Annotated in this window: 23 protein-coding genes and 2 pseudogenes; 10 read left to right on the top strand and 15 right to left on the bottom strand. The window is 35.2% G+C overall.

Annotated features, from left to right (window positions below; translation table 11 throughout):
• Positions 1 to 393 precede the first annotated feature (393 nt).
• The gene (locus AC1Q8L_RS22055) at positions 394 to 873 is read left to right on the top strand and encodes a GyrI-like domain-containing protein (RefSeq protein ID WP_000606667.1); all 480 of its coding nucleotides are present in this window, start codon (positions 394 to 396) and stop codon (positions 871 to 873) included.
• Positions 874 to 1,091: 218 nt separating this feature from the next.
• Positions 1,092 to 2,339: an MFS transporter gene (locus AC1Q8L_RS22050; RefSeq protein WP_000391931.1), complete on the top strand. Its 1,248-nt coding sequence runs from the start codon at positions 1,092 to 1,094 to the stop codon at positions 2,337 to 2,339.
• 17 nt (positions 2,340 to 2,356) lie between these two features.
• Here AC1Q8L_RS22050 and AC1Q8L_RS22045 read toward each other — a convergent pair.
• A pseudogene (locus AC1Q8L_RS22045) lies at positions 2,357 to 3,239 on the bottom strand (helix-turn-helix domain-containing protein).
• A gap of 80 nt (positions 3,240 to 3,319) precedes the next feature.
• Between AC1Q8L_RS22045 and AC1Q8L_RS22040 the strand changes: the two are divergent.
• Complete coding sequence (locus tag AC1Q8L_RS22040; RefSeq protein WP_000635511.1) at positions 3,320 to 3,781, top strand: 2-thiouracil desulfurase family protein; 462 nt, start codon at positions 3,320 to 3,322, stop codon at positions 3,779 to 3,781.
• A 30-nt stretch (positions 3,782 to 3,811) separates the two neighbouring features.
• On the opposite strand, the gene AC1Q8L_RS22035 is transcribed toward AC1Q8L_RS22040, so the two are convergent.
• From AC1Q8L_RS22035 to AC1Q8L_RS22020, 4 genes and pseudogenes are all read right to left on the bottom strand, one after another.
• Complete coding sequence (locus AC1Q8L_RS22035; RefSeq protein ID WP_000833143.1) at positions 3,812 to 4,165, bottom strand: YxeA family protein; 354 nt, start codon at positions 4,163 to 4,165, stop codon at positions 3,812 to 3,814.
• A 106-nt stretch (positions 4,166 to 4,271) separates the two neighbouring features.
• Positions 4,272 to 4,457, bottom strand: coding sequence for an O-methyltransferase (locus tag AC1Q8L_RS22030; RefSeq protein WP_002152187.1), 186 nt, complete (start codon positions 4,455 to 4,457; stop codon positions 4,272 to 4,274).
• Between the two features lie 405 nt (positions 4,458 to 4,862).
• Complete coding sequence (locus AC1Q8L_RS22025; protein WP_000834577.1) at positions 4,863 to 5,633, bottom strand: hypothetical protein; 771 nt, start codon at positions 5,631 to 5,633, stop codon at positions 4,863 to 4,865.
• A gap of 413 nt (positions 5,634 to 6,046) precedes the next feature.
• A pseudogene (locus tag AC1Q8L_RS22020) lies at positions 6,047 to 6,139 on the bottom strand (iron-sulfur cluster assembly accessory protein); the annotation flags it as partial.
• A gap of 406 nt (positions 6,140 to 6,545) precedes the next feature.
• On the opposite strand from AC1Q8L_RS22020, the gene AC1Q8L_RS22015 reads away from it, so the two are divergent.
• Positions 6,546 to 7,109 (top strand): GNAT family N-acetyltransferase, encoded by a 564-nt coding sequence (locus tag AC1Q8L_RS22015; protein ID WP_001068190.1) that lies wholly within the window; start codon positions 6,546 to 6,548, stop codon positions 7,107 to 7,109.
• A gap of 105 nt (positions 7,110 to 7,214) precedes the next feature.
• On the opposite strand, the gene AC1Q8L_RS22010 is transcribed toward AC1Q8L_RS22015, so the two are convergent.
• From AC1Q8L_RS22010 to AC1Q8L_RS22000, 3 genes are all read right to left on the bottom strand, one after another.
• A complete protein-coding gene (locus AC1Q8L_RS22010) occupies positions 7,215 to 7,568 on the bottom strand; it encodes a HesB/IscA family protein (RefSeq protein WP_000573830.1) in 354 nt (117 codons plus the stop codon).
• A 41-nt stretch (positions 7,569 to 7,609) separates the two neighbouring features.
• Positions 7,610 to 8,476 (bottom strand): diaminopimelate epimerase, encoded by an 867-nt coding sequence (gene dapF / locus AC1Q8L_RS22005; RefSeq protein WP_000077393.1) that lies wholly within the window; start codon positions 8,474 to 8,476, stop codon positions 7,610 to 7,612.
• A gap of 246 nt (positions 8,477 to 8,722) precedes the next feature.
• On the bottom strand, positions 8,723 to 8,962 hold the full coding sequence (locus AC1Q8L_RS22000) for a YuzB family protein (RefSeq protein ID WP_000595026.1): 240 nt from the start codon (positions 8,960 to 8,962) through the stop codon (positions 8,723 to 8,725).
• 352 nt (positions 8,963 to 9,314) lie between these two features.
• Between AC1Q8L_RS22000 and AC1Q8L_RS21995 the strand changes: the two genes are divergently transcribed.
• The 4 genes from AC1Q8L_RS21995 (at position 9,315) to AC1Q8L_RS21980 (ending at position 12,287) form a co-directional block, all read left to right on the top strand.
• Positions 9,315 to 10,385 (top strand): NAD(P)/FAD-dependent oxidoreductase, encoded by a 1,071-nt coding sequence (locus AC1Q8L_RS21995; protein ID WP_000682065.1) that lies wholly within the window; start codon positions 9,315 to 9,317, stop codon positions 10,383 to 10,385.
• A gap of 233 nt (positions 10,386 to 10,618) precedes the next feature.
• A complete protein-coding gene (locus tag AC1Q8L_RS21990; RefSeq protein ID WP_001054090.1) occupies positions 10,619 to 10,792 on the top strand; it encodes an aspartyl-phosphate phosphatase Spo0E family protein in 174 nt (57 codons plus the stop codon).
• 54 nt (positions 10,793 to 10,846) lie between these two features.
• The gene (locus AC1Q8L_RS21985) at positions 10,847 to 11,506 is read left to right on the top strand and encodes an ABC transporter ATP-binding protein (protein WP_000470263.1); all 660 of its coding nucleotides are present in this window, start codon (positions 10,847 to 10,849) and stop codon (positions 11,504 to 11,506) included.
• The gene (locus AC1Q8L_RS21980; protein ID WP_000679260.1) at positions 11,490 to 12,287 is read left to right on the top strand and encodes an ABC transporter permease; all 798 of its coding nucleotides are present in this window, start codon (positions 11,490 to 11,492) and stop codon (positions 12,285 to 12,287) included. The genes AC1Q8L_RS21985 and AC1Q8L_RS21980 overlap by 17 nt, the downstream gene beginning before the upstream one ends.
• Positions 12,288 to 12,507: 220 nt before the next feature.
• On the opposite strand, the gene phnA is transcribed toward AC1Q8L_RS21980, so the two are convergent.
• From phnA to AC1Q8L_RS21950, 6 genes are all read right to left on the bottom strand, one after another.
• Positions 12,508 to 12,849 (bottom strand): alkylphosphonate utilization operon protein PhnA, encoded by a 342-nt coding sequence (gene phnA / locus AC1Q8L_RS21975; protein ID WP_000212735.1) that lies wholly within the window; start codon positions 12,847 to 12,849, stop codon positions 12,508 to 12,510.
• 159 nt (positions 12,850 to 13,008) lie between these two features.
• Positions 13,009 to 13,290, bottom strand: coding sequence for a hypothetical protein (locus AC1Q8L_RS21970; RefSeq protein WP_033657549.1), 282 nt, complete (start codon positions 13,288 to 13,290; stop codon positions 13,009 to 13,011).
• A gap of 69 nt (positions 13,291 to 13,359) precedes the next feature.
• Positions 13,360 to 14,157, bottom strand: coding sequence for a DUF2628 domain-containing protein (locus tag AC1Q8L_RS21965; protein WP_072940842.1), 798 nt, complete (start codon positions 14,155 to 14,157; stop codon positions 13,360 to 13,362).
• 326 nt (positions 14,158 to 14,483) lie between these two features.
• Complete coding sequence (locus AC1Q8L_RS21960) at positions 14,484 to 15,161, bottom strand: CPBP family intramembrane glutamic endopeptidase (protein WP_001019400.1); 678 nt, start codon at positions 15,159 to 15,161, stop codon at positions 14,484 to 14,486.
• Between the two features lie 101 nt (positions 15,162 to 15,262).
• Entirely contained in the window at positions 15,263 to 16,057 is a 795-nt protein-coding gene (locus tag AC1Q8L_RS21955) for a nucleotidyltransferase domain-containing protein (RefSeq protein ID WP_002094185.1), read from the bottom strand.
• 52 nt (positions 16,058 to 16,109) lie between these two features.
• Positions 16,110 to 16,418: a YuzD family protein gene (locus AC1Q8L_RS21950; RefSeq protein ID WP_000248588.1), complete on the bottom strand. Its 309-nt coding sequence runs from the start codon at positions 16,416 to 16,418 to the stop codon at positions 16,110 to 16,112.
• 195 nt (positions 16,419 to 16,613) lie between these two features.
• On the opposite strand from AC1Q8L_RS21950, the gene AC1Q8L_RS21945 reads away from it, so the two are divergent.
• Both AC1Q8L_RS21945 and AC1Q8L_RS21940 read left to right on the top strand, forming a co-directional pair.
• The gene (locus AC1Q8L_RS21945) at positions 16,614 to 16,850 is read left to right on the top strand and encodes a NifU family protein (protein WP_000431159.1); all 237 of its coding nucleotides are present in this window, start codon (positions 16,614 to 16,616) and stop codon (positions 16,848 to 16,850) included.
• A gap of 196 nt (positions 16,851 to 17,046) precedes the next feature.
• On the top strand, positions 17,047 to 17,262 hold the full coding sequence (locus tag AC1Q8L_RS21940) for a hypothetical protein (RefSeq protein WP_001125507.1): 216 nt from the start codon (positions 17,047 to 17,049) through the stop codon (positions 17,260 to 17,262).
• Between the two features lie 61 nt (positions 17,263 to 17,323).
• Here AC1Q8L_RS21940 and yutH read toward each other — a convergent pair whose 3' ends face one another.
• A complete protein-coding gene (gene yutH, locus AC1Q8L_RS21935; protein WP_000614216.1) occupies positions 17,324 to 18,325 on the bottom strand; it encodes a spore coat putative kinase YutH in 1,002 nt (333 codons plus the stop codon).
• Between the last annotated feature and the right edge of the window lie 98 nt (positions 18,326 to 18,423).

The raw sequence follows: 18,423 nt of genomic DNA, 5'->3' as shown, positions 1-18,423 counted from the left end.
AGCCGTATACATAGCAATATATATCCACTCGCAACAATCCGACCTATGAAAATGTATCGTTGAAATCCCAATTTCAACAATATAAATCTCATAGAATATTACTATTTTAATTTATCAAAAATAGCGTATATATCGGACACTTATACAAACCTTTACCATTTTTAATATAGTAAAAACGTTCTACTGTATAGGCTTATATAACAGTTAAAGGATACATAAAAATCTTAACATACTCCCTAACCTATTCATACATACAATAGAATTTTTACCATTTTTTAGTTATTTCAGTTTGTTGTTTATGATTAAAATTTTCAAAAAACAATAACCGTTACATGTAAAAATATGTTATATTATTAAAGAACGTATGTTCTTATTTTAAAGGAGGAATTTGTAATGATAAACGAACCCATTATCGTAAAAAAAGAAGCTTTCCAAGCAATCGGCGTTTCGGTTACGACAACTAATGAAATAGAGGCATCTCCTGAAGGAAAAATCCCCGGGCTTTGGAACAAATACTTTCAAGAACAAATGATGCATCACATCCCAAATCAACAAACGAAAGAAACATTCGCTTTCTACTCCAACTACGAATCAGATGAAACTGGTACATATACATTTACAATCGGTATGCCCGTTTCTTCATTAGAAGATGTTCCTGAAAATATGACAACTTTAACAATACCTGCCGCTACGTATGCGGTATTTACAACGAGAAAGGGACCAGTTGCTGAAGTCGTTTGCGAAGCTTGGGAATATATTTGGAAATGGTCGAAAGAAAATAAACGTGCCTTCACAACAGACTTTGAACTTTACGCCGAAAGAGCATTAGACCCAAATCATGCACAATTGGATATTTATATTGCGTTAGCCTAAAAAAAGATGCCCATTCGGCATCTTTTTTTGTCGTTAAATAGCTACTGGGCAAATCCATTATTATTGTCTACAATGAGAAAGTGCAGTATAGAAATATTAGAAACTGTATAAAGTGAAACTATACTCAGCGGAGGGCATCTCCCATTGAGTATTAGCCCTCACCAATCGGGCGTTTACTGGTTTTTTAGTTTAAATTTGTCACATAGAAAGGAAGCAATATGGAGGAACTACAACAAAATAAAACTGCTTTAGAAGGAAGCGGAAAACCGTTATTAAAAAATACGAATTTCCTTTTTCTTTGGGCAGCTACTCTTTTTTCAAGCTTTGCTTTAGCCTTTTTTACTTTTTCACAAACGTGGTACATAGCAAAAACATTAAACCTTGAAGCTTCACTCGGTGTTGTTTTCGTAGCTCTTAGTGTTCCAAGGCTTATTTTTATGATTATCGGCGGCGCTGTAGCTGATAAATTCCCGAAAAAAAACATTATGTTTTACTCCAATATTATTCGAGCGATTCTTGTCGCAACCATTCTCACATGGTTTATCGTTGGTGATGTAACACTATATACATTTGCTTTATTCGCTTTATTCTTTGGACTTGCTGATGCTTTCTTCTGGTCAGCAGATGGATCTATCTTACCTGAATTGGTAGAAAAAAGCCGGTTAACACAAGCGAATTCACTTACACAAATGACGAACCAAGCATCGGTCATCTTAGGCCCTGTACTTGGCGGAATTCTGATCAAATTTACAAACTACGAGACAATATTTTCTATTACAATTTTATTACTGATTGTCGCAGCCATACTCGTTCAAAAAATACAATTTACGATGCCAGAACTAAAAGATACAGATAAAGGTATGTTCACTTCCATTAAAGAAGGAATCTTATATGTAAAGGAATCGCCATTCCTTTCAACTTTCCTTCTTTGTAGCGCCTTTTTAAATTTATTTTTAATTGGTCCGATGCAAGTCGGTTTCCCGCTTTTCGTTAAAAATGTTCTGCACGGTGACTCGCTCCATTTCAGTTACTTAGAAGCATCTGTAGGCGGCGGAATGGCAATAGGCGCTGTCATTGTCGGTTTAAAAAATATTAATCGTAGACGCGGACTATTTTGCATTATCATGATGCTACTGTCTGGTGTATTCTTCTTATCCATCAACTTTAGCACCGTACTTTGGCAAGCATTATTAGCCGGCATGTTTTATGGTATTACAATTGCAATGGCTATCGTTCCGCTTATGGCGATGATTCAATCGACAGTAAAAGAGGAAATGATGGGACGCGTAATGAGCTTACTTATGCTATCATCAATGGGCTTTATCCCGCTCTCTTATGCATTCACATCAATCGCACTTGCAATGGGAATTCCAATCGTAACCGTTATGAAAAGCGGTGCAATTGCTGTTATCGTCTTCGTACTATTTGTAGCGATTCGTGTTCCAGTTGTAAGAAAGTTCGACTAGCTACTTGGAGTCATGTATTATACGCATGGCTCCTTTTTAAATGGATCAAATAACGCTATCCCCTTACTTCTTCTCACAGCTGCTCCCCATTCTAATCCAACCTCTAAAAATAAATCTCGCACTGTACTATATAAAAGTGCCTTCACATTTTTACGGATTTCCCCATATTTATAAGCTCTCACAACACTCTTCACTCGCCAAATGAAATTTCCATACACTTCTTCATCAGCTAATATCTGCTCTAGTAAAACACCTTGCTCTAGTAACCCGCTCTTTTTATACGCAAGCTCGACCTTACTCCAAAATATATTAATTTTCTTCGGATTACTCGTCATCGGTACCAGTGCGTATATAAAAGGCTTCGGTATATCATGACGGCAATACGTCTCATCAAGCTCGTACGTTATTTTTCTTTTCTCTTTTATTTGTGGAATGTTTTTAGAAAGAGTTGTTTCCCTCTCGCTTTTTTGCTCCTTTCCGCTACAGCCAGCTGTATAATCCTCACTTTCACATGCGGACATTTTCATACGGTCATCCATGCGGTCAATTGCAGATATAAGAAAAATATATAAGTTCGCACTATACCCGCCGCGCTTATGTCTTTCTTTTGTTGCAACACGCTTTATAATTCCTAGTTCCTCTAACTTTGCAATTGAACGGCGTACTGTACGAATACTCTTTCCAACATTCTTCGCAATCGTCTCCATTAACGGACAGGCGACTCCTACTGTTTTTTGTTTCTCATTCACCGCATACTTTCCTAAAAAAATGAATAATGGTAGCATCCGTTTTATTCAATTGAAATCGATAGCACTTCAAAACTTGTTTTTGATATGCATTAAACTCTTCTTTACTTCGAAATTCACTGTATGGTTTCATTAAATTATATAAGCTTCCCATTTATATCACCTCATTTATAAGTAAGAGGCAGGAAGAGAATTTGGCGTGGAATTTAATATTTTTTTAATGGAGATGAAAATATGATCGTAATTAGCGCTTGTTTAGGTGGTATAGCTTGTCGATATGACGGAAATGACAATCTCGTTTCAAAAATAGAGAAGCTACTACAAAAAGAAGATACAGTCCTCATTTGTCCTGAAGTATTAGGAGGACTGCCAACACCTCGTCCTTCTGCTGAAATTATTGGCGGGAATGGCGACGACGTTTTGGACGGAAAAGCGAAAGTGATGACAAAAGATGGTGAAGATGTCACAGAAGCTTTCGTAAATGGTGCTTATAAAGCATTAGAACAAATTAAAAATTTACATCCAGAATATATTATTTTAAAGGAACGTAGTCCATCTTGTGGCAGTTCTACGATTTACACTGGTGAATTTAATGGCAATAAGCAAACTGGTTACGGGGTAACTACTGCTTTATTTAAAAGACACGGATTTAAAGTCATTTCAGAAGAAGAATTTGAAAGCAAAAAAAGGAATTGACCCTGTTCGTCAATTCCTTTTCTATCTGTCTTATTTCACGCCTAATTTTTCTTTCACTTTCGCTGGAAGCTCGTCTTTCTTCACTTCTTCCCAAGCTGTTACACCTTTTTTATCTGAGTGGTATACGCGTAGGAATGCTTCTTTACGAAGATTTTTTTGAGCTATGAATTCTAATTCTTTCTCTTTACCGTCTTTATCAAAGCCAGTCAGCTTATATTCATAATCTTTAAATTTCTGCCCATCACTAGCTTTACTATCAAATTCTTTTCCATCTACTGTAATTTGAACATAATACTCATCTTTACCCATACGGTTTAAATCACAACCAACTAACAAACTTGCAAATACAACTAAAATACTAAATAGTGCAATGTATCTTTTCATTTCCTTCACCTCATATGTTTTTTCTTATATTCTTATCTTAAAGCCCGGAGCTTAAAGAAGAAATTCAAAAACATGACATGAACATTACATTTTTGTAAGATAATAATTATTTCTTCACTTTAGAAATTGTCATTCCATCACCAATTGGAACGAGTACAGATTCTAAATGCGGATGGTTTGCTATCATTTCATTAAACTTCTTCATAACTTCTGTATAACGTTTTTGTTTTGCACTCTCATCAACTACACTACCGCCAATAACGTCTTTCACGCCAATTTCGCCACTTATCACGTAATTTCCTTATACCGTTTATTACGCCTTCTATTATCCCCTCAATTATAATCTCTATTACAAGATATCTCACTAAACTAATAATAGGTTTAATTACGTATCTCCCTATGAATTCAAGAATATCCTCCATCATATTTTCCTCCTTCTTTTAAAAGGAAGCTGCTACTCCTCCGCTTCCTTTTACGTCCAGTTACAATTGCTGCCATACTGCGGTATATACCAACAAGAATAATACGACAACAACATGCACAATAACGCTATTGAATTGGGAAGAAACTTCGGTAAATACTAATACTATAATCAACATGGCTAATAGAATTATTTTTCCACCTATATTCGGGGATGCTCCAAAAACTTTATAAAATCAAAGACAACTTTACTACAACTCTTCCCGTAACTAATTTATTATCGTGGTAAACCGTCTTCCACTACATCCGTAACAGTTCCATTCGGTTCAAAGATTACACGTAATGATCCTTCTCCACCATAACCAGTATAGTCATATACTGAATAAGATTTATATTTCTCAATCACATGTGGCTGTCCAATTGCAGCTTTTACTTGATTCGCAGGCATACCTTTTTTGATTTTCAAATAGTGATTGTAACTTACTGCTGCCGAATTGTTATTTACATCTTTATACCACGGTACACGATCGTTTTTTTCTTCATATTCCTTTACAGGCTCTTCAATACGTTTCGTAGATACCCGATTCTCCTTACCTTTATCTTTATCTGTATCCTTTATAGCAGTACGTTCAATATTCACAACGTAACCATATGTATTTAATTCAACCATAATTTCATATGTACCATCCGTATCTTTTTCAGTATAAAATACGCGTTTTTCATTGTTATTATAATATTTTATGGTCTCACCACCGTAGTCAATCGTATTAAGAATATCCGTATACGTCATACCTTCCTCAATTTTTTGAGATTCATCATGAGAAATATAACGCTTCTGTGATGATGAAGCGTCCTCATTTTTAATACTTTCACGTTTACTCGTAGTCATAGGTGTTTTCTTCTGATCTTTTAGTACGTCACCTTCCGCCTTCGCTGGTTGCTTTGCTCCTACTTTTGTTAATACGTCTGTATCGCTAGAACAAGCTCCCAAAATCGATACTGTAGTCAACGCCATCCCTACTATAAGTACTTTCTTAAATGACTTCACTCTAATCCCCCCGGTATTTTTTAATATTTAGTAATCAACGTATTTAAATTAATACGGAACTATTCAGTTCTATACAATTTGCTATAGCCTTCTCCCTCATGCACCTTTTTTATATAAAATGAAACTTTAATCAGCCCTCACCAATCATCTTCGTTACAAATATTAACATTAAATATAACTAATAAATAGTATATTTCTGCTATTCATTTACATTTCTGTTGCATAATCTTGTCTTAAACGAACAATATGAAAGTCGAATTCACAATAATTATCATATATTCTATATATAATAACATTCAAATTAAATTCTAAAGTAACTTTACATGCATTTTCTGTTTTAACGCCAAAAGAAAAGACCTTTCTAACGATTTTATTCTATCGCTAAAAAGGTCTTTTCTATTTTGGCTAAAAACTTAGCACTCTTCTGGCTTACCAGCATTCGTCGCTGTACGGAAAAATGATCCAAATCTGCATGATGCGATTGCGTTTAGATAATCAATCGTGAATTATGCGTTCAATTTAAAGCAGGTTAAAAAATAATAACTCCTTATTCAATTAACATATGCATTAGTTTAACAACCTAATGCTGCTGTACCAACTGATAGTTTAGTTTTCAATATGTGAAAAGGGATTTCTAAATGATGAATTGAATATATATTTATTGTTTACTCGTTTTTGAGAGGTTCCTTTATGGGAGATAAGCTTTACTATATTCCTGTACTTCGCACAGTTCTATAATAACTAATAGTGATGCTGTGACGTGATTTTCTATTAGTGAGATAAAGTATTTTTCAATTCATTTATTATAAATTGCAACTCTCGTCCTCCAGAATTATTTCTTTTGGGTGAAAGTTTTTTTATGATATAAGTTTCATTCTGTCCTAATTTAAAGGTTTCGAGAGGAGAAATGATATGAACCCTATTTTATTAGATGTTCCGTTACAAATAGAAACAGACAGACTCATTCTTCGAGCACCACTTCAAGCTGGTGAAGGGGATATAGTACAACAAGCTATTAAAGATTCCATTAATGAATTAAAGCAATGGTTGTCTTTATTTCAGTCCATTCCTACTGTTGAAGAAACGGAAATTCTTCTGAGAAATGCACATATAGATTTTTTGAAAAGAGAAAGCTTTCGCTATCTTATCTATCATAAAGAGACGAATGATTTTGTTGGAACAGCTAGCCTTCATCGAATTGATTGGAAGGTTTCTAAATGTGAAATTGGATACTGGATTAACACGCAATTTAGTGGCAGTGGATATATGACAGAAACAGTAAGTGCGTTAACAAACCTTGGATTTCAGTTATTCAAATTTAGAAGGATTGAAATACGATGTGAATGTAATAACACGAAAAGTCGTGCACTCCCTGAAAAACTAGGCTTTGAACTTGAAGGGATATTACGTAATGAAGATTTTTCAGCTGACGGCAAACAACTAACTGATACTTGCATCTATGCAAAAATAAAGTGAAATATTGATTAGCCTTGGTAATCGGGCTTTTACGGCAAAAGAAAAGACCTCCTTAACGATTTTATTCCATCGCTAAAAAGGTCTTTTTCTATTTCGGCTAAAAACTTAGCACTCTTCTGGCTTACCAGCATTCGTCGCTGTACGGAAAGATGATCCGCATCCGCATGATGCGATTGCGTTTGGATTGTCGATTGTGAATCCGCCGCCAAGCATAGATTGTTTATAATCAATTTTTACTCCTTTAACAATTGGAGCACTTTCTGTATCGATAACAAATTCAACACCGAAAAACTCAAGAACTGTGTCGTCTTCTTTTGGTTCTACTTCAAATCCTAAGCCGTAAGAAAGGCCAGTACATCCGCCGCCATGTACAGCAAGGCGCACGTACTTCTCTCCATCTTCAGCATCTTTTAACATATCTTTAATTTGAAAAGCTGCTTGTTCTGTTACTTCAATCATGAAATACACCATCCTTTCTGTTCTCATTCTATTATACATCTTTACGCTTCTATCTTGTACTCATACACTCCGCGGCAAATTGCTTCCGCAGGTCCTTTCATTAACACGTTTCCTTCTTCTGTCCACGCAATCATTAAATCGCCGCCAGCTAAATGGACTGTAATTTCTTTACCACGTTCCATCTTGCCATTCAAAATAGCAGCTACAACGGCAGCACATGCCCCTGTTCCGCAAGCTTGCGTTACACCAGAACCACGTTCCCAAACGCGGAAATTCATTTCTTCATCGTTTAAAATCTCGATAAATTCAACATTCACTCGCTCTGGGAACATTTCATGTGTCTCAAGAACTGGACCAAGTGTTGTAAGAGGTGCCTTCTCTACATCCTCAACAAAAATAACCGCGTGCGGGTTCCCCATTGAAACAGCCGTAAATGCATAACGATGATTATTGTATAAGAAGTTTTCACGAATAAATGGTGTTTCACCTTCACCGAGCATCGGTATCTCTTCGCGTGTTAAGCGTGGTGCACCCATATCAATTTTCGCTAATATAACTTTTCCATCTTCTACCGTTACTTCTGCCGTTACAATGCCAGCTAACGTTTCAATTGTGAAAACTGTTTCCTCTACTAGTTTATGCTCATACGCATATTTCGCTACGCAGCGCAAACCATTACCACAGCTCTTTCCTTCTGATCCATCATTATTAAACATACGCATTTTCACCGGAGCTACATCAGACGGACAAATTAAAATCATTCCGTCTGCTCCAATACCAGTATTAATATTTGAAACCTTTTCCGCCACAAGAGCTAAATCTTCTTCAGGAATTTGCTCTTCAAACATATTTACATATATATAACTATTGCCAAGACCATGCATTTTTGTAAAAGAAAATTGGCTCATTTGTATTCACTCCAAAAATAATTTGTTATTTTAAGTATAGAATGCATGCTTTTAGAACACAATATGAATGTCCCCCGTTTCTCATATTTGACAACGTTTGGCGATGAGCCACTCTTACACACATTGTGTAAGAAAAAAGCCCTTCTAAAAAGGGCCTTTTTTTATTTATCTATAGTATTAAACTACCCTCCAAAATAACGTTTTATCTAAAATAAAATGAAAAAGGCGTTGCTCATTCGCAACACCTTAAAACATTGGATTTTCATCCAAATACTCATATACATTATTAACAAGCTCTTCTACTGTTGCACCTTGTACAACTTCACCATTTACAAGTGCAAACGGTCCTTCAAAACAAATACCACAATACCCTAGACAACCATACTCCATTACATCTAAATTTGGATCTTTTTCTAATTTTTCTAGAGCTGCTTGTGAACCACTTGCAAGGTTACCTACACAAAATTCAATTAATGGTTTAATCAAAATTCTCCCCCCTGTACTACAAAACAAATTACCTTCTGACTTCATCTATAAGAAGAAAACTAAGCTGTCTCTTGTTGTTTTCGTTATACATCCTAAACTATTTAGTTACTTCACTATTTCACTTCAAAGTAGATGATTTTATTTTATATAACATGCTACTTGCAATGAAATAGTAACTAAAAAGGCAAAACAGTTTACTTTACTTTTCTTCTTATTGTACAACAGAGTATTCATTCATGCATTGTTATTTGTTCACAAATTCGATATAATTTGATTGAGTAAAGTCAAAATATTTTATTAATATAAAATTTTATGATTAGGGGATATTTCAACAGAAAAGGGGTAATCCATCATGAAACACCTCGTAATACTAGGTGGCGGCTACGGTGGAATGAGAATTCTACAAAGGCTACTTCCAAGCAACCAACTTCCAGATGATGTACAAGTGACATTAATCGACAAAGTACCATATCATTGCTTCAAAACTGAATATTATGCATTAGTTGCGGGTACTATTTCAGAAACGCATATTCGTATACCGTTTCCTGAGCACCCACGCCTCAATATTCAATACGGCACAATAACAAATATTGACCTCGAAGAAAAAGCGGTTCATCTCGATGGCGGCGAAGCAATCCAATATGATGATTTAATTATCGGACTTGGCTGTGAAGATAAATATCATAACGTTCCTGGGGCGAAGGAATATACACATAGTCTACAATCAATTGAACAAACACGTAAAACATATGAACAATTAAATAGTCTAGAACCAAATGCAACAGTAGCTGTCGTTGGTGCTGGCTTAAGTGGTGTGGAAGTTGCAAGTGAACTTCGCGAAAGCCGTTCTGATTTAAAAATCTATTTATTTGATCGAAAAGATAGAATTTTATTCCCGTATCCAGAGAAATTAAGTAGATACGTAGAAGAATGGTTCGTAAAACATAAAGTTAATATTATAAGAAACTCTAACATTACAAAAGTGGAACCAAATATTGTGTATAATCACGATGAACCACTTGAATGTGATGCAATTGTCTGGACAGCTGGTATTCAAGCAAATGAAGTTGTTCGAAACCTTCCAGTTGAACAAGACGGTAGCGGACGGGTTGTCTTAACGAAATATCACAATATTCCAAACAACGAGCACGTTTACGTTGTAGGAGATTGCGCAGCACTTCCACATGCACCATCTGCCCAACTTGCTGAAGGTCAAGGAGAACAAATTGTCCAAATATTATTAAAACGTTGGAATAATGAACCACTCCCTGATGAACTACCTGTTATTAAATTAAAAGGTGTTCTAGGATCTCTTGGTAAGAAGCATGGATTCGGTTTACTCGCAAATCAACCGTTAATGGGACGTGTACCAAGATTATTAAAATCCGGCCTTCTTTGGATGTACAAATATCATAAAGGTTAATACTTTACAGGCTGTCTACTATGTAGGCAGCTTCTTTGCATCAGTTTTTAAAAATTATCAGACACATCTTTCTCAATATGTATAATGATTTATTTTTCATTTTTATATTAAAAACTATTGATAAACAGTGTATGCTATTTGTAAGTTGTTTTATTATTTCCTTGAAGACCGAATTCATTCGGTCTTATTTTTTATGTTATAAATACTTTTGTAGGAGGCATTACATTCCACTTATGAACTTATCGAAACTAAACAATCGAATAGAAGCGAAAAAGAAAGAGTTAATCTATCTCGTTGAACGATACGGATTCACTCATGATAAAGTGATTTCTTTCAGCCAAGAATTAGATCGTTTACTTAACTTATTAATAAAACTCAAGACGCAGAAAAAACGTTGTTCGTTATAACCATTTCCCCCTCTTTTTTGATACGATATAACTAGAATCAGAAAGGAGCGATTTATGTTTATATTAAAAGACGTTATATATAAAGATATACTACACATTCCTTATTTACAGATTCAAAAAGAAAAGATCACTTGCATTATCGGTGAAAGCGGAAGCGGAAAAAGCACATTGCTTCGCATGTTAAACGATTTACAATCTCCAACATCCGGCACAATTGAATATAACGGAAAGTTAATTTCTGATTATCCGCCTATTCAATTACGTCGTGACGTAGTTATGCTTGGGCAAACTCCACCTCTTTTTGATGGAACCGTTAAAGAAAATCTATTAATGGGACTTCGTCTTTCTGAAAAACCATTTCCAAATGATGATGCCCTGCGGAGCGCACTACAAACCGTTAGCTTAGACAAGCAATTAGAAGATAGCGCCTCCTCATTATCCGGCGGTGAAAAACAAAGACTTGCCTTTGCACGTATCGTACTTATGGATCCGCCTGTCTATTTATTAGATGAACCAACTTCAGCATTAGACAGTGATACAGAACGCCGCGTTATGAAACAATTTACTGAACTAGCACGAAAAAAGAAAAAAACAATTATCTTCATCACACACTCACAACAACTTCCAGAAGAAATTGCAGACGACATTATTGAGATTAGTAAAGCAAACGGTGCAACTAGAAAGGAAGTGCTCTCTGTTGAAGGGCGTTATTGAACTCCAAATTTGGCAACTTGCAGCTGCCTATATTTTTATTCTTATTTTAATTGGACTTGTAAAATTAAAAGGAATACCTCGCGAAAAACAAATCGCGCTCGCAACATTCCGTATGACCATTCAGCTCGTACTTGTTGCATATGTCCTTACATACGTATTTGAAAACAGTAATCCATTTTATACAATTGCTCTTATTACTTCTATTACTACCTTTGCAATTTTTAATATTTATAAACGAGTTAACATCCCGATGTCTAAAGAATTAAAACGAGTAGCCGCCCTTTCCATGGTCGCCGGATCAATTGGGCCACTTCTACTATTTATCTTCGTTATTATCGGTCATGACCCTTGGTATGCTCCGCAATATATCGTCCCTATTACAGGAATGTTAGTTGGGAATGCCATGACTGGTGTTTCTCTCGGCGCAAATACGTTCTTAAACAATATGAAGTCGCAAAGAGGTCAAATTGAAGGTGCACTTATGCTCGGAGCAACACCGAAAGAAGCAGCTGCTCCGCTCATTCGAGACGCTTTTGATTCTGCTATTTTACCGACAATCAATTCTATGGTCGGAATGGGGATTATAAGCTTACCAGGCATGATGACTGGTCAAATATTATCCGGTGTATCACCGTTCACAGCCATTCAATATCAAATCGCCATTATACTCGGTATTTCTGGAAGCACTGCCTTTGCTGTCATTATCTTTTTACAGCTTGGATATAAAACGTTCTTTAATAAGCGATGTCAATTGAAAGAGGTTGACTATGATGCGAGGTAAACCGTAACTTTCGCTCAGTAAATGATGCATCGTTCTCGGTGAGTGAAATTATATTAACGATTTTTTCAATATATCTATCATAACTTGCAATATATCAACGATTTTTCAAATATATCTATCATAACTCAGAATATATCAACGATTTTGTACGAAATATCGATTTACCGACAAAAAGTGACATAATAAAAAGAGGAGGCTATTCGCCTCCTCTTTTATTTACTTACGCCTTCTTAACGAACTGTGATTTTAACTTCATAGCTCCGAAACCGTCGATTTTGCAATCGATATCGTGATCGCCATCAACTAGACGGATACTTTTTACTTTCGTACCGATCTTCACAACTGAAGAAGTTCCTTTTACTTTTAAGTCTTTAATAACAGTAACTGCATCGCCATCTTGAAGAACGTTTCCGTTCGCATCTTTTACAACTTTTGCACCATCATTATTTTCAGCTTCTGCGTCTTGGCCCCACTCATGAGCACATTCTGGACATACGAAAAGAACGCCATCCTCATACGTATATTCTGAATTACATTTTGGACAATTTGGTAAAGTAGCCATAAATTCATTTCCTCCGTTCATTATTTATACGTAAAAATCAAAATTGATGTTTACATCTCGATAAATAAAATTTGTATAGCATTTCTTTATAGTGCCATAGTCTCACGTTATTGACAAGCCTACCTCAAATTCTCATTTTTTATTGTATTTTACAAAATTTCAATTCGTATGCCTTTTTTCTATTTGTTCTTCTACTAATTTTAAAAATCTTCGTTGTGCATTTTTATTTTTTACGAGCAATCGAACTCTTAACTTACTTTGTAAATATGAGCGAACTTTGTAGTTCGTAATAAATAACTTTCGATACTTCTCGTCTTCATATATGATTCGAAACCATTCATACTGCTGCAAGTAAAGTATGTTAGCATCAATCTTTTTCGTGTGTAAACCCGTACTTAAACTAATAGATCCTATTAGAGCTTCTATTAATGCTGAAATTATTTCTCTCCCCCTAATAAATAAAAGAAGAACCTTCACAAGATTCTTCTTTTCAAAATGAACGAGTTCCCTCTAGAAACCCCAATTATTTTCTTCAATATAAATTTGATATTCTTCTACTTCTTCTTCACTTAACTTCTTATTATTTTCATATACCTCTTGCCACTCGAAATAATCTTCATCGAAATAAACAGCAAATTTAATTTTCACGTTTTTCTTCTCTGTATAATCATAGCCAGTAAACTCTACTACATCATAATCTTTTTCTTTCTTCACAAACTTCCAGGTTGGATTATCAGTCATAATCTCTAAAGTAACCCCTTCACCAGTTGAACGAACAACGTTTTTAATATTCGGCTCAGTTGGTAAAAGAGAAAGTCCGAGCATAGCTCCGCCAAACACAATCCCGACTATAACTTGTAAACCAATCATACCAGCTACACTAGCGCCACCCTTAGATTGTAAGAAATACGCCTTCTCATGATCAGACGCATCTTCTCCCTTACGAAAAACACGAACAGCCTGCTTATAATATAAACGGTTTCCTTGCCATCCAGTAAATATCATCATTCCTAATTGAAGAGCTAAACTAAATGTTACATAAATCCCCTCTGGAATATCTATAAAAGGGGTTATAACTATACTAGGTATAGCCAATAACGCAAATATAATAAATAACTTATACATTTTGCGATAAGCTAACCAAAAGGTTGGGAAGAAAAAGGCTACCCAATTCCATGTATTCCCTTGCGCAGGGTTTTCTACTTTACCCCACTTAAAATCATAATAAGCTGTATTCTTTTGAACAACTTTATGTAATTCTTGTGGAGAAATCGTTTCTTGTAAAACAGTGTCCTTCACGTACATCATCCTTTTCTTATTTCTATATACATTTATTGTATATGGACAAAATGAAGGAATCTAACAAAAAGTACACATATTTCATAAAAATGAACGGAAATCGAATATATTCCGACAATTATCCGTTTCTTATTTCATTTTACTTTTAAATATATTAGAATACTTATGAATGATACGTTTAATACACTAAGTTAATCATTTTGTATATTTGATAATAAAAATGTTTCACATGAAACTATTTATATTTTGTATTACCTTGCCTCTACACAATGCGTATAAAGCCCTTTCTACTTACTACAAAATACGAAAGACGCCCTTTTCAAAAAGGCGCCTTTTTATGGTTGAAAATTCAATAATAAATAAAACGAATTATTTAATAAATGAATCCCAATTGGAACGAGTAAATTCTTCGTTTTCTTATATGTGTATGCTAAACATATACCCATACCAAAAATATATAAAATACTACCTACTGTAAGGGGATGGCCAAAAGTAAATATGAAAGCACTTATAACGGCACTAGTAAGTGCAGAAAAGCGCTGGGATAATTTCGTAAAAAACATCCCCCGAAATAAAAGTTCTTCCCAAATCGGTGCAAAAATGGTGAGCACAACTACATATAAAATGATTTCACTTTTAGTAGGCTTTATTACTATACTAGACTCGTCCACACCAATCCCATGTGGTAAAACTAAATTTAATATTGCAAGATATATAAGCATTACAATCGCTGTCATTACTATCGTTACATAGTGTTTAAAATTATTGAATTGTAATGATTTTATTAAATGTAAGCAGCAATTTCTTGCCGGTGCATACATTACGATAATCATACAAAACGTGAAAGGTGGAATAAGATGATCTACATACCATGGATATAAGGAAGAATCATATAAAAGGTTCAAAAAACCAATTCCATGCATGACCCCAAAAATAATTAATAGAATGCTAATTACTTGGCGCATACTCATTTGTTCATTCTTTTCTTCATATGTAGCTAATTCTATATTCATCCTATCCCCTCCAGTATAATTAAACCTTTTAAACCATTATATACCAAATTAAACATAAAAAAAAAAGACAATACACCCCACTGTATTGTCCATTTTCTTCCCTACCATTTCTCTCTACACGTCTCAATTAAATGCAGTAAGTACCTCTTCGTCATATCTGCTCTTCTCCACCTTGAGAGCATTCGCTTTTCTTTTGGATTGTGCCGTATTCTCGCTACTTCTTTTAATAAGAGCTCCCATTCTTCCGCTGAACGTTCTGACAAGTATTGCAATCCTCTATCTTTTGAAACGATTGTTTTATAATCTAGTGTATATAAAATACGTCCCATCGTAACGACAGCTGATTCTACCCACTCTTCTATAAAAAATAAATATGGCTTCTTCGCCTTTTCACTCCAGTACTGTTCTACGTTGTATTTCATCGTATTTACTACATCATTCCATTGTATTTGCAGCGGAAGATCTTCTGCTTCTTTTCCTGTAACTGTAATGCCTTGATTTTTCAACGTCCACCATGTGACCGCATTAATGTCCCAATGACCAACATTAGCTTTACCATCTGCACAATACACGTACTCGTTCATTTCATCATTGTATTTCCCTAAGTCAGCAAGCGGAATATACATACCGTCCATTCTTTTACCTAGCGTATTATCACTAAGTTTATTATGTAGTTCCACAAGCTGCTGTTTTTCAGCTTCATTCACGGAATCATTTATCACTGTAACAAAATCAACATCGCTCGTTTCTGCATAAAATGCACCAAGTGCGATGGAGCCGTAAATATATACCCCGACTATTTTTTCATCCAAAAAAATTTCTTTTAATTCTACTGTATACCGCTCCATTAACTGTTGTACTTCCGTTGGTAACGCATGCTTCACTCCATTTTTCATATCTATCCCTCCAATAAAAAAAGCCTTTGCAAATTCGCAAAGACTTCTTGTTTTATAAATATTTCTCGATTTCTTCGTAAACATCCTTCAAACGAGGATTTCCTTCTCCAACAATTTCTCCATTTACAAGAACGACCGGATAAAATAAATCTTCTTCCACTACGCGCTCTGCGAATGCTTTTTTATCTGCATCTTCTTGTTCTTCTTGGAAATCGATATACTCGAAATTAAATTTATTTTCTTGTCCTTCATATTTACGACCAATTGCCGCTTGTAACCATTCAAACGTTTCTGTTGAAGATGGCATTCCGACGCAGCTCGCACAAATTACTTTCGTCCCATACACTTGAACATTAACCATTTCTTCTCCCCCACTTCTTGTTCCAACAGTATATTCAGATGTCTTATTACATAAGCACATCATTTTACAATCTTATCCCATACCCCTATACTGAAAAAACACGATACAATATTTCGACAATAAAACAAGAAGAGAAAAAATAGATTTTCCCCTCTATCTTGATTATAATAAAACTGATGAAAGGAGTCGATAAAAATGGAAAACCCACATATGCAAGAACAAGTATTAGAAGTATTAGATAAATTACGTCCATTCTTACTTCGCGATGGCGGAGACGTTGAATTAGTAGACATTGAAGAAGGTATCGTAAAACTACGCCTTATGGGTGCATGCGGAAGCTGCCCAAGTTCTACAATCACACTAAAAGCTGGTATCGAGCGCGCGTTACTTGAAGAAGTACCAGGCGTTATCGAAGTAGAACAAGTATTTTAATCTAAAAGCGGAAGCGGCTCGTTCAGAATCGCCTTCTAAAAGGAGACCAAATTTGGTCTCCTTTTTTTATTCAAATCACATTTATCCGTTAACATCATAAAACAAAATTGGAAATCCTTCTCAAAAAATGCGATAATTAATACTATATAGTGAATCGTTCACACATATACAGTAAAAAAACATAGGGGGACGACAGATGCCAAAAATGGGGAACACTTTTGTAACAATTCAAGAACTAGAAAAGAAAAAAGAGTATTTATTAGGCCTTTCATCCGTTATACCAACATGGAATACAAGCTATCAATTTTTATTTAAAGAAATCCAGCAAGAATTATTGGGTAAAGTAAATGAAAAGCTCGAAAGGCATCAATTCGTTTTAAATATATGTACAGATCAGCAGGTAGGGGCATAATGTATTACATAAAATTGTGGTATATAAAAAAGAGACCTCACTCGGTCTCTTTTTTATATTTTTAAGATAACCAATCTAATTTTCTAATCCCAAGCTTATCTACTGGTAAACGAAGTGAACCATAAAAATGCTTCATAAATTGCTCTGAGCGGTTCACATCGTGTAAAATGGCTTCTAAGCGATCTCTATATATGCTTTTTTGTTCTTCGTTTCCAGTTTGGTAATATCGTTCGACCGTTTCAAAATAGTGAAGCGGGAACAGGAGCCTTGCAAATAATAAGCGCCAACCAAATGAGGACAGCGAGTAATTTCGTTCATAATCTGTAACAAATTGAACGATTGTTTGATCCCAGTCTTTCTTTTTTTCAATCATCATATAGCGAATCCATTCTGCTATATCTCGAGTTGGGTGATCATACACCCAATCAAAAGGGAGTTTGAGACGCTTCGTTTGATGCCATAATAAAGGTGTGAATCTTTCTTGGCAAATTGTCGCTGCATCCGTTAGTTGCGGCGTATCATCCATTTCTGTATCAACAACATATTGAATGGCATTTTCTGCAACTCCTAAGTAATACGGGAAGGATTCAATAAACAATTGATCGAATACGTCTGTAGGGTGGTTCATCACTTGCGATTGCCAAAACTTTTCTAACTGATCGAGTCTCTTTTCCCATAACGCTTTCCATTCACCAATGCGGCTTAATTGCTCGATTTCTTCTGGAAAGAATGCACCTCGTTTATGGAATATAGAAAGTTCATTTCCTAATGACATAGCATGTCGTTCTAACGTGCGCATACCTTTTAATAAGCAATAATTTTGTTCTTCTATCTCACTTACATAGTAGCCGTGTATAGTCGGAACGAAAGTCGCTACAGTTATATCCCCTTGCTGGTTCATATAATCACTGAGCTTTTTCATCTCTACAAGTACTTCTTCCTCCATTTCTCCAATTGGAACAAGTACATAAATTTTGTTGCGAATCCAAAAGCTTTTATAGGGGCCAAGGGGGATTAATTCTTTAACATGCATGTGATAATGCTCATAAATATGCTGAATCATCGCAGTCGCCACCTATGGTTTTTCTTTATATATATGAGCTTGTGCTCGCCTTTCATTCCTATGCACATGATAAAGCAACGAAACGTATACAAATACTA

The sequence above is a fragment of the Bacillus sp. GW823-FHT06A11 genome (assembly GCF_058795355.1).
Note: the sequence above shows the minus strand (reverse complement) of the source record. Positions and strands in the feature narration are given on the sequence as shown.

Coding starts and splice junctions, on each gene's coding strand:
- AC1Q8L_RS21950 (WP_000248588.1), bottom strand. CDS start 16,418: ATGGTTAATGTTCAAGTGTATGGGACGAAAGTAATTTGTGCGAGCTGC.
- AC1Q8L_RS21965 (WP_072940842.1), bottom strand. CDS start 14,157: ATGATGTACGTGAAGGACACTGTTTTACAAGAAACGATTTCTCCACAA.
- AC1Q8L_RS22035 (WP_000833143.1), bottom strand. CDS start 4,165: ATGAAAAGATACATTGCACTATTTAGTATTTTAGTTGTATTTGCAAGT.
- AC1Q8L_RS21940 (WP_001125507.1), top strand. CDS start 17,047: ATGCCAAAAATGGGGAACACTTTTGTAACAATTCAAGAACTAGAAAAG.
- phnA (WP_000212735.1), bottom strand. CDS start 12,849: ATGGCTACTTTACCAAATTGTCCAAAATGTAATTCAGAATATACGTAT.
- AC1Q8L_RS21960 (WP_001019400.1), bottom strand. CDS start 15,161: ATGAATATAGAATTAGCTACATATGAAGAAAAGAATGAACAAATGAGT.
- dapF (WP_000077393.1), bottom strand. CDS start 8,476: ATGAGCCAATTTTCTTTTACAAAAATGCATGGTCTTGGCAATAGTTAT.
- AC1Q8L_RS22010 (WP_000573830.1), bottom strand. CDS start 7,568: ATGATTGAAGTAACAGAACAAGCAGCTTTTCAAATTAAAGATATGTTA.
- AC1Q8L_RS21985 (WP_000470263.1), top strand. CDS start 10,847: ATGTTTATATTAAAAGACGTTATATATAAAGATATACTACACATTCCT.
- AC1Q8L_RS21990 (WP_001054090.1), top strand. CDS start 10,619: ATGAACTTATCGAAACTAAACAATCGAATAGAAGCGAAAAAGAAAGAG.
- yutH (WP_000614216.1), bottom strand. CDS start 18,325: ATGATTCAGCATATTTATGAGCATTATCACATGCATGTTAAAGAATTA.
- AC1Q8L_RS21995 (WP_000682065.1), top strand. CDS start 9,315: ATGAAACACCTCGTAATACTAGGTGGCGGCTACGGTGGAATGAGAATT.
- AC1Q8L_RS22015 (WP_001068190.1), top strand. CDS start 6,546: ATGAACCCTATTTTATTAGATGTTCCGTTACAAATAGAAACAGACAGA.
- AC1Q8L_RS22040 (WP_000635511.1), top strand. CDS start 3,320: ATGATCGTAATTAGCGCTTGTTTAGGTGGTATAGCTTGTCGATATGAC.
- AC1Q8L_RS22050 (WP_000391931.1), top strand. CDS start 1,092: ATGGAGGAACTACAACAAAATAAAACTGCTTTAGAAGGAAGCGGAAAA.
- AC1Q8L_RS21955 (WP_002094185.1), bottom strand. CDS start 16,057: ATGAAAAATGGAGTGAAGCATGCGTTACCAACGGAAGTACAACAGTTA.
- AC1Q8L_RS21945 (WP_000431159.1), top strand. CDS start 16,614: ATGGAAAACCCACATATGCAAGAACAAGTATTAGAAGTATTAGATAAA.
- AC1Q8L_RS22055 (WP_000606667.1), top strand. CDS start 394: ATGATAAACGAACCCATTATCGTAAAAAAAGAAGCTTTCCAAGCAATC.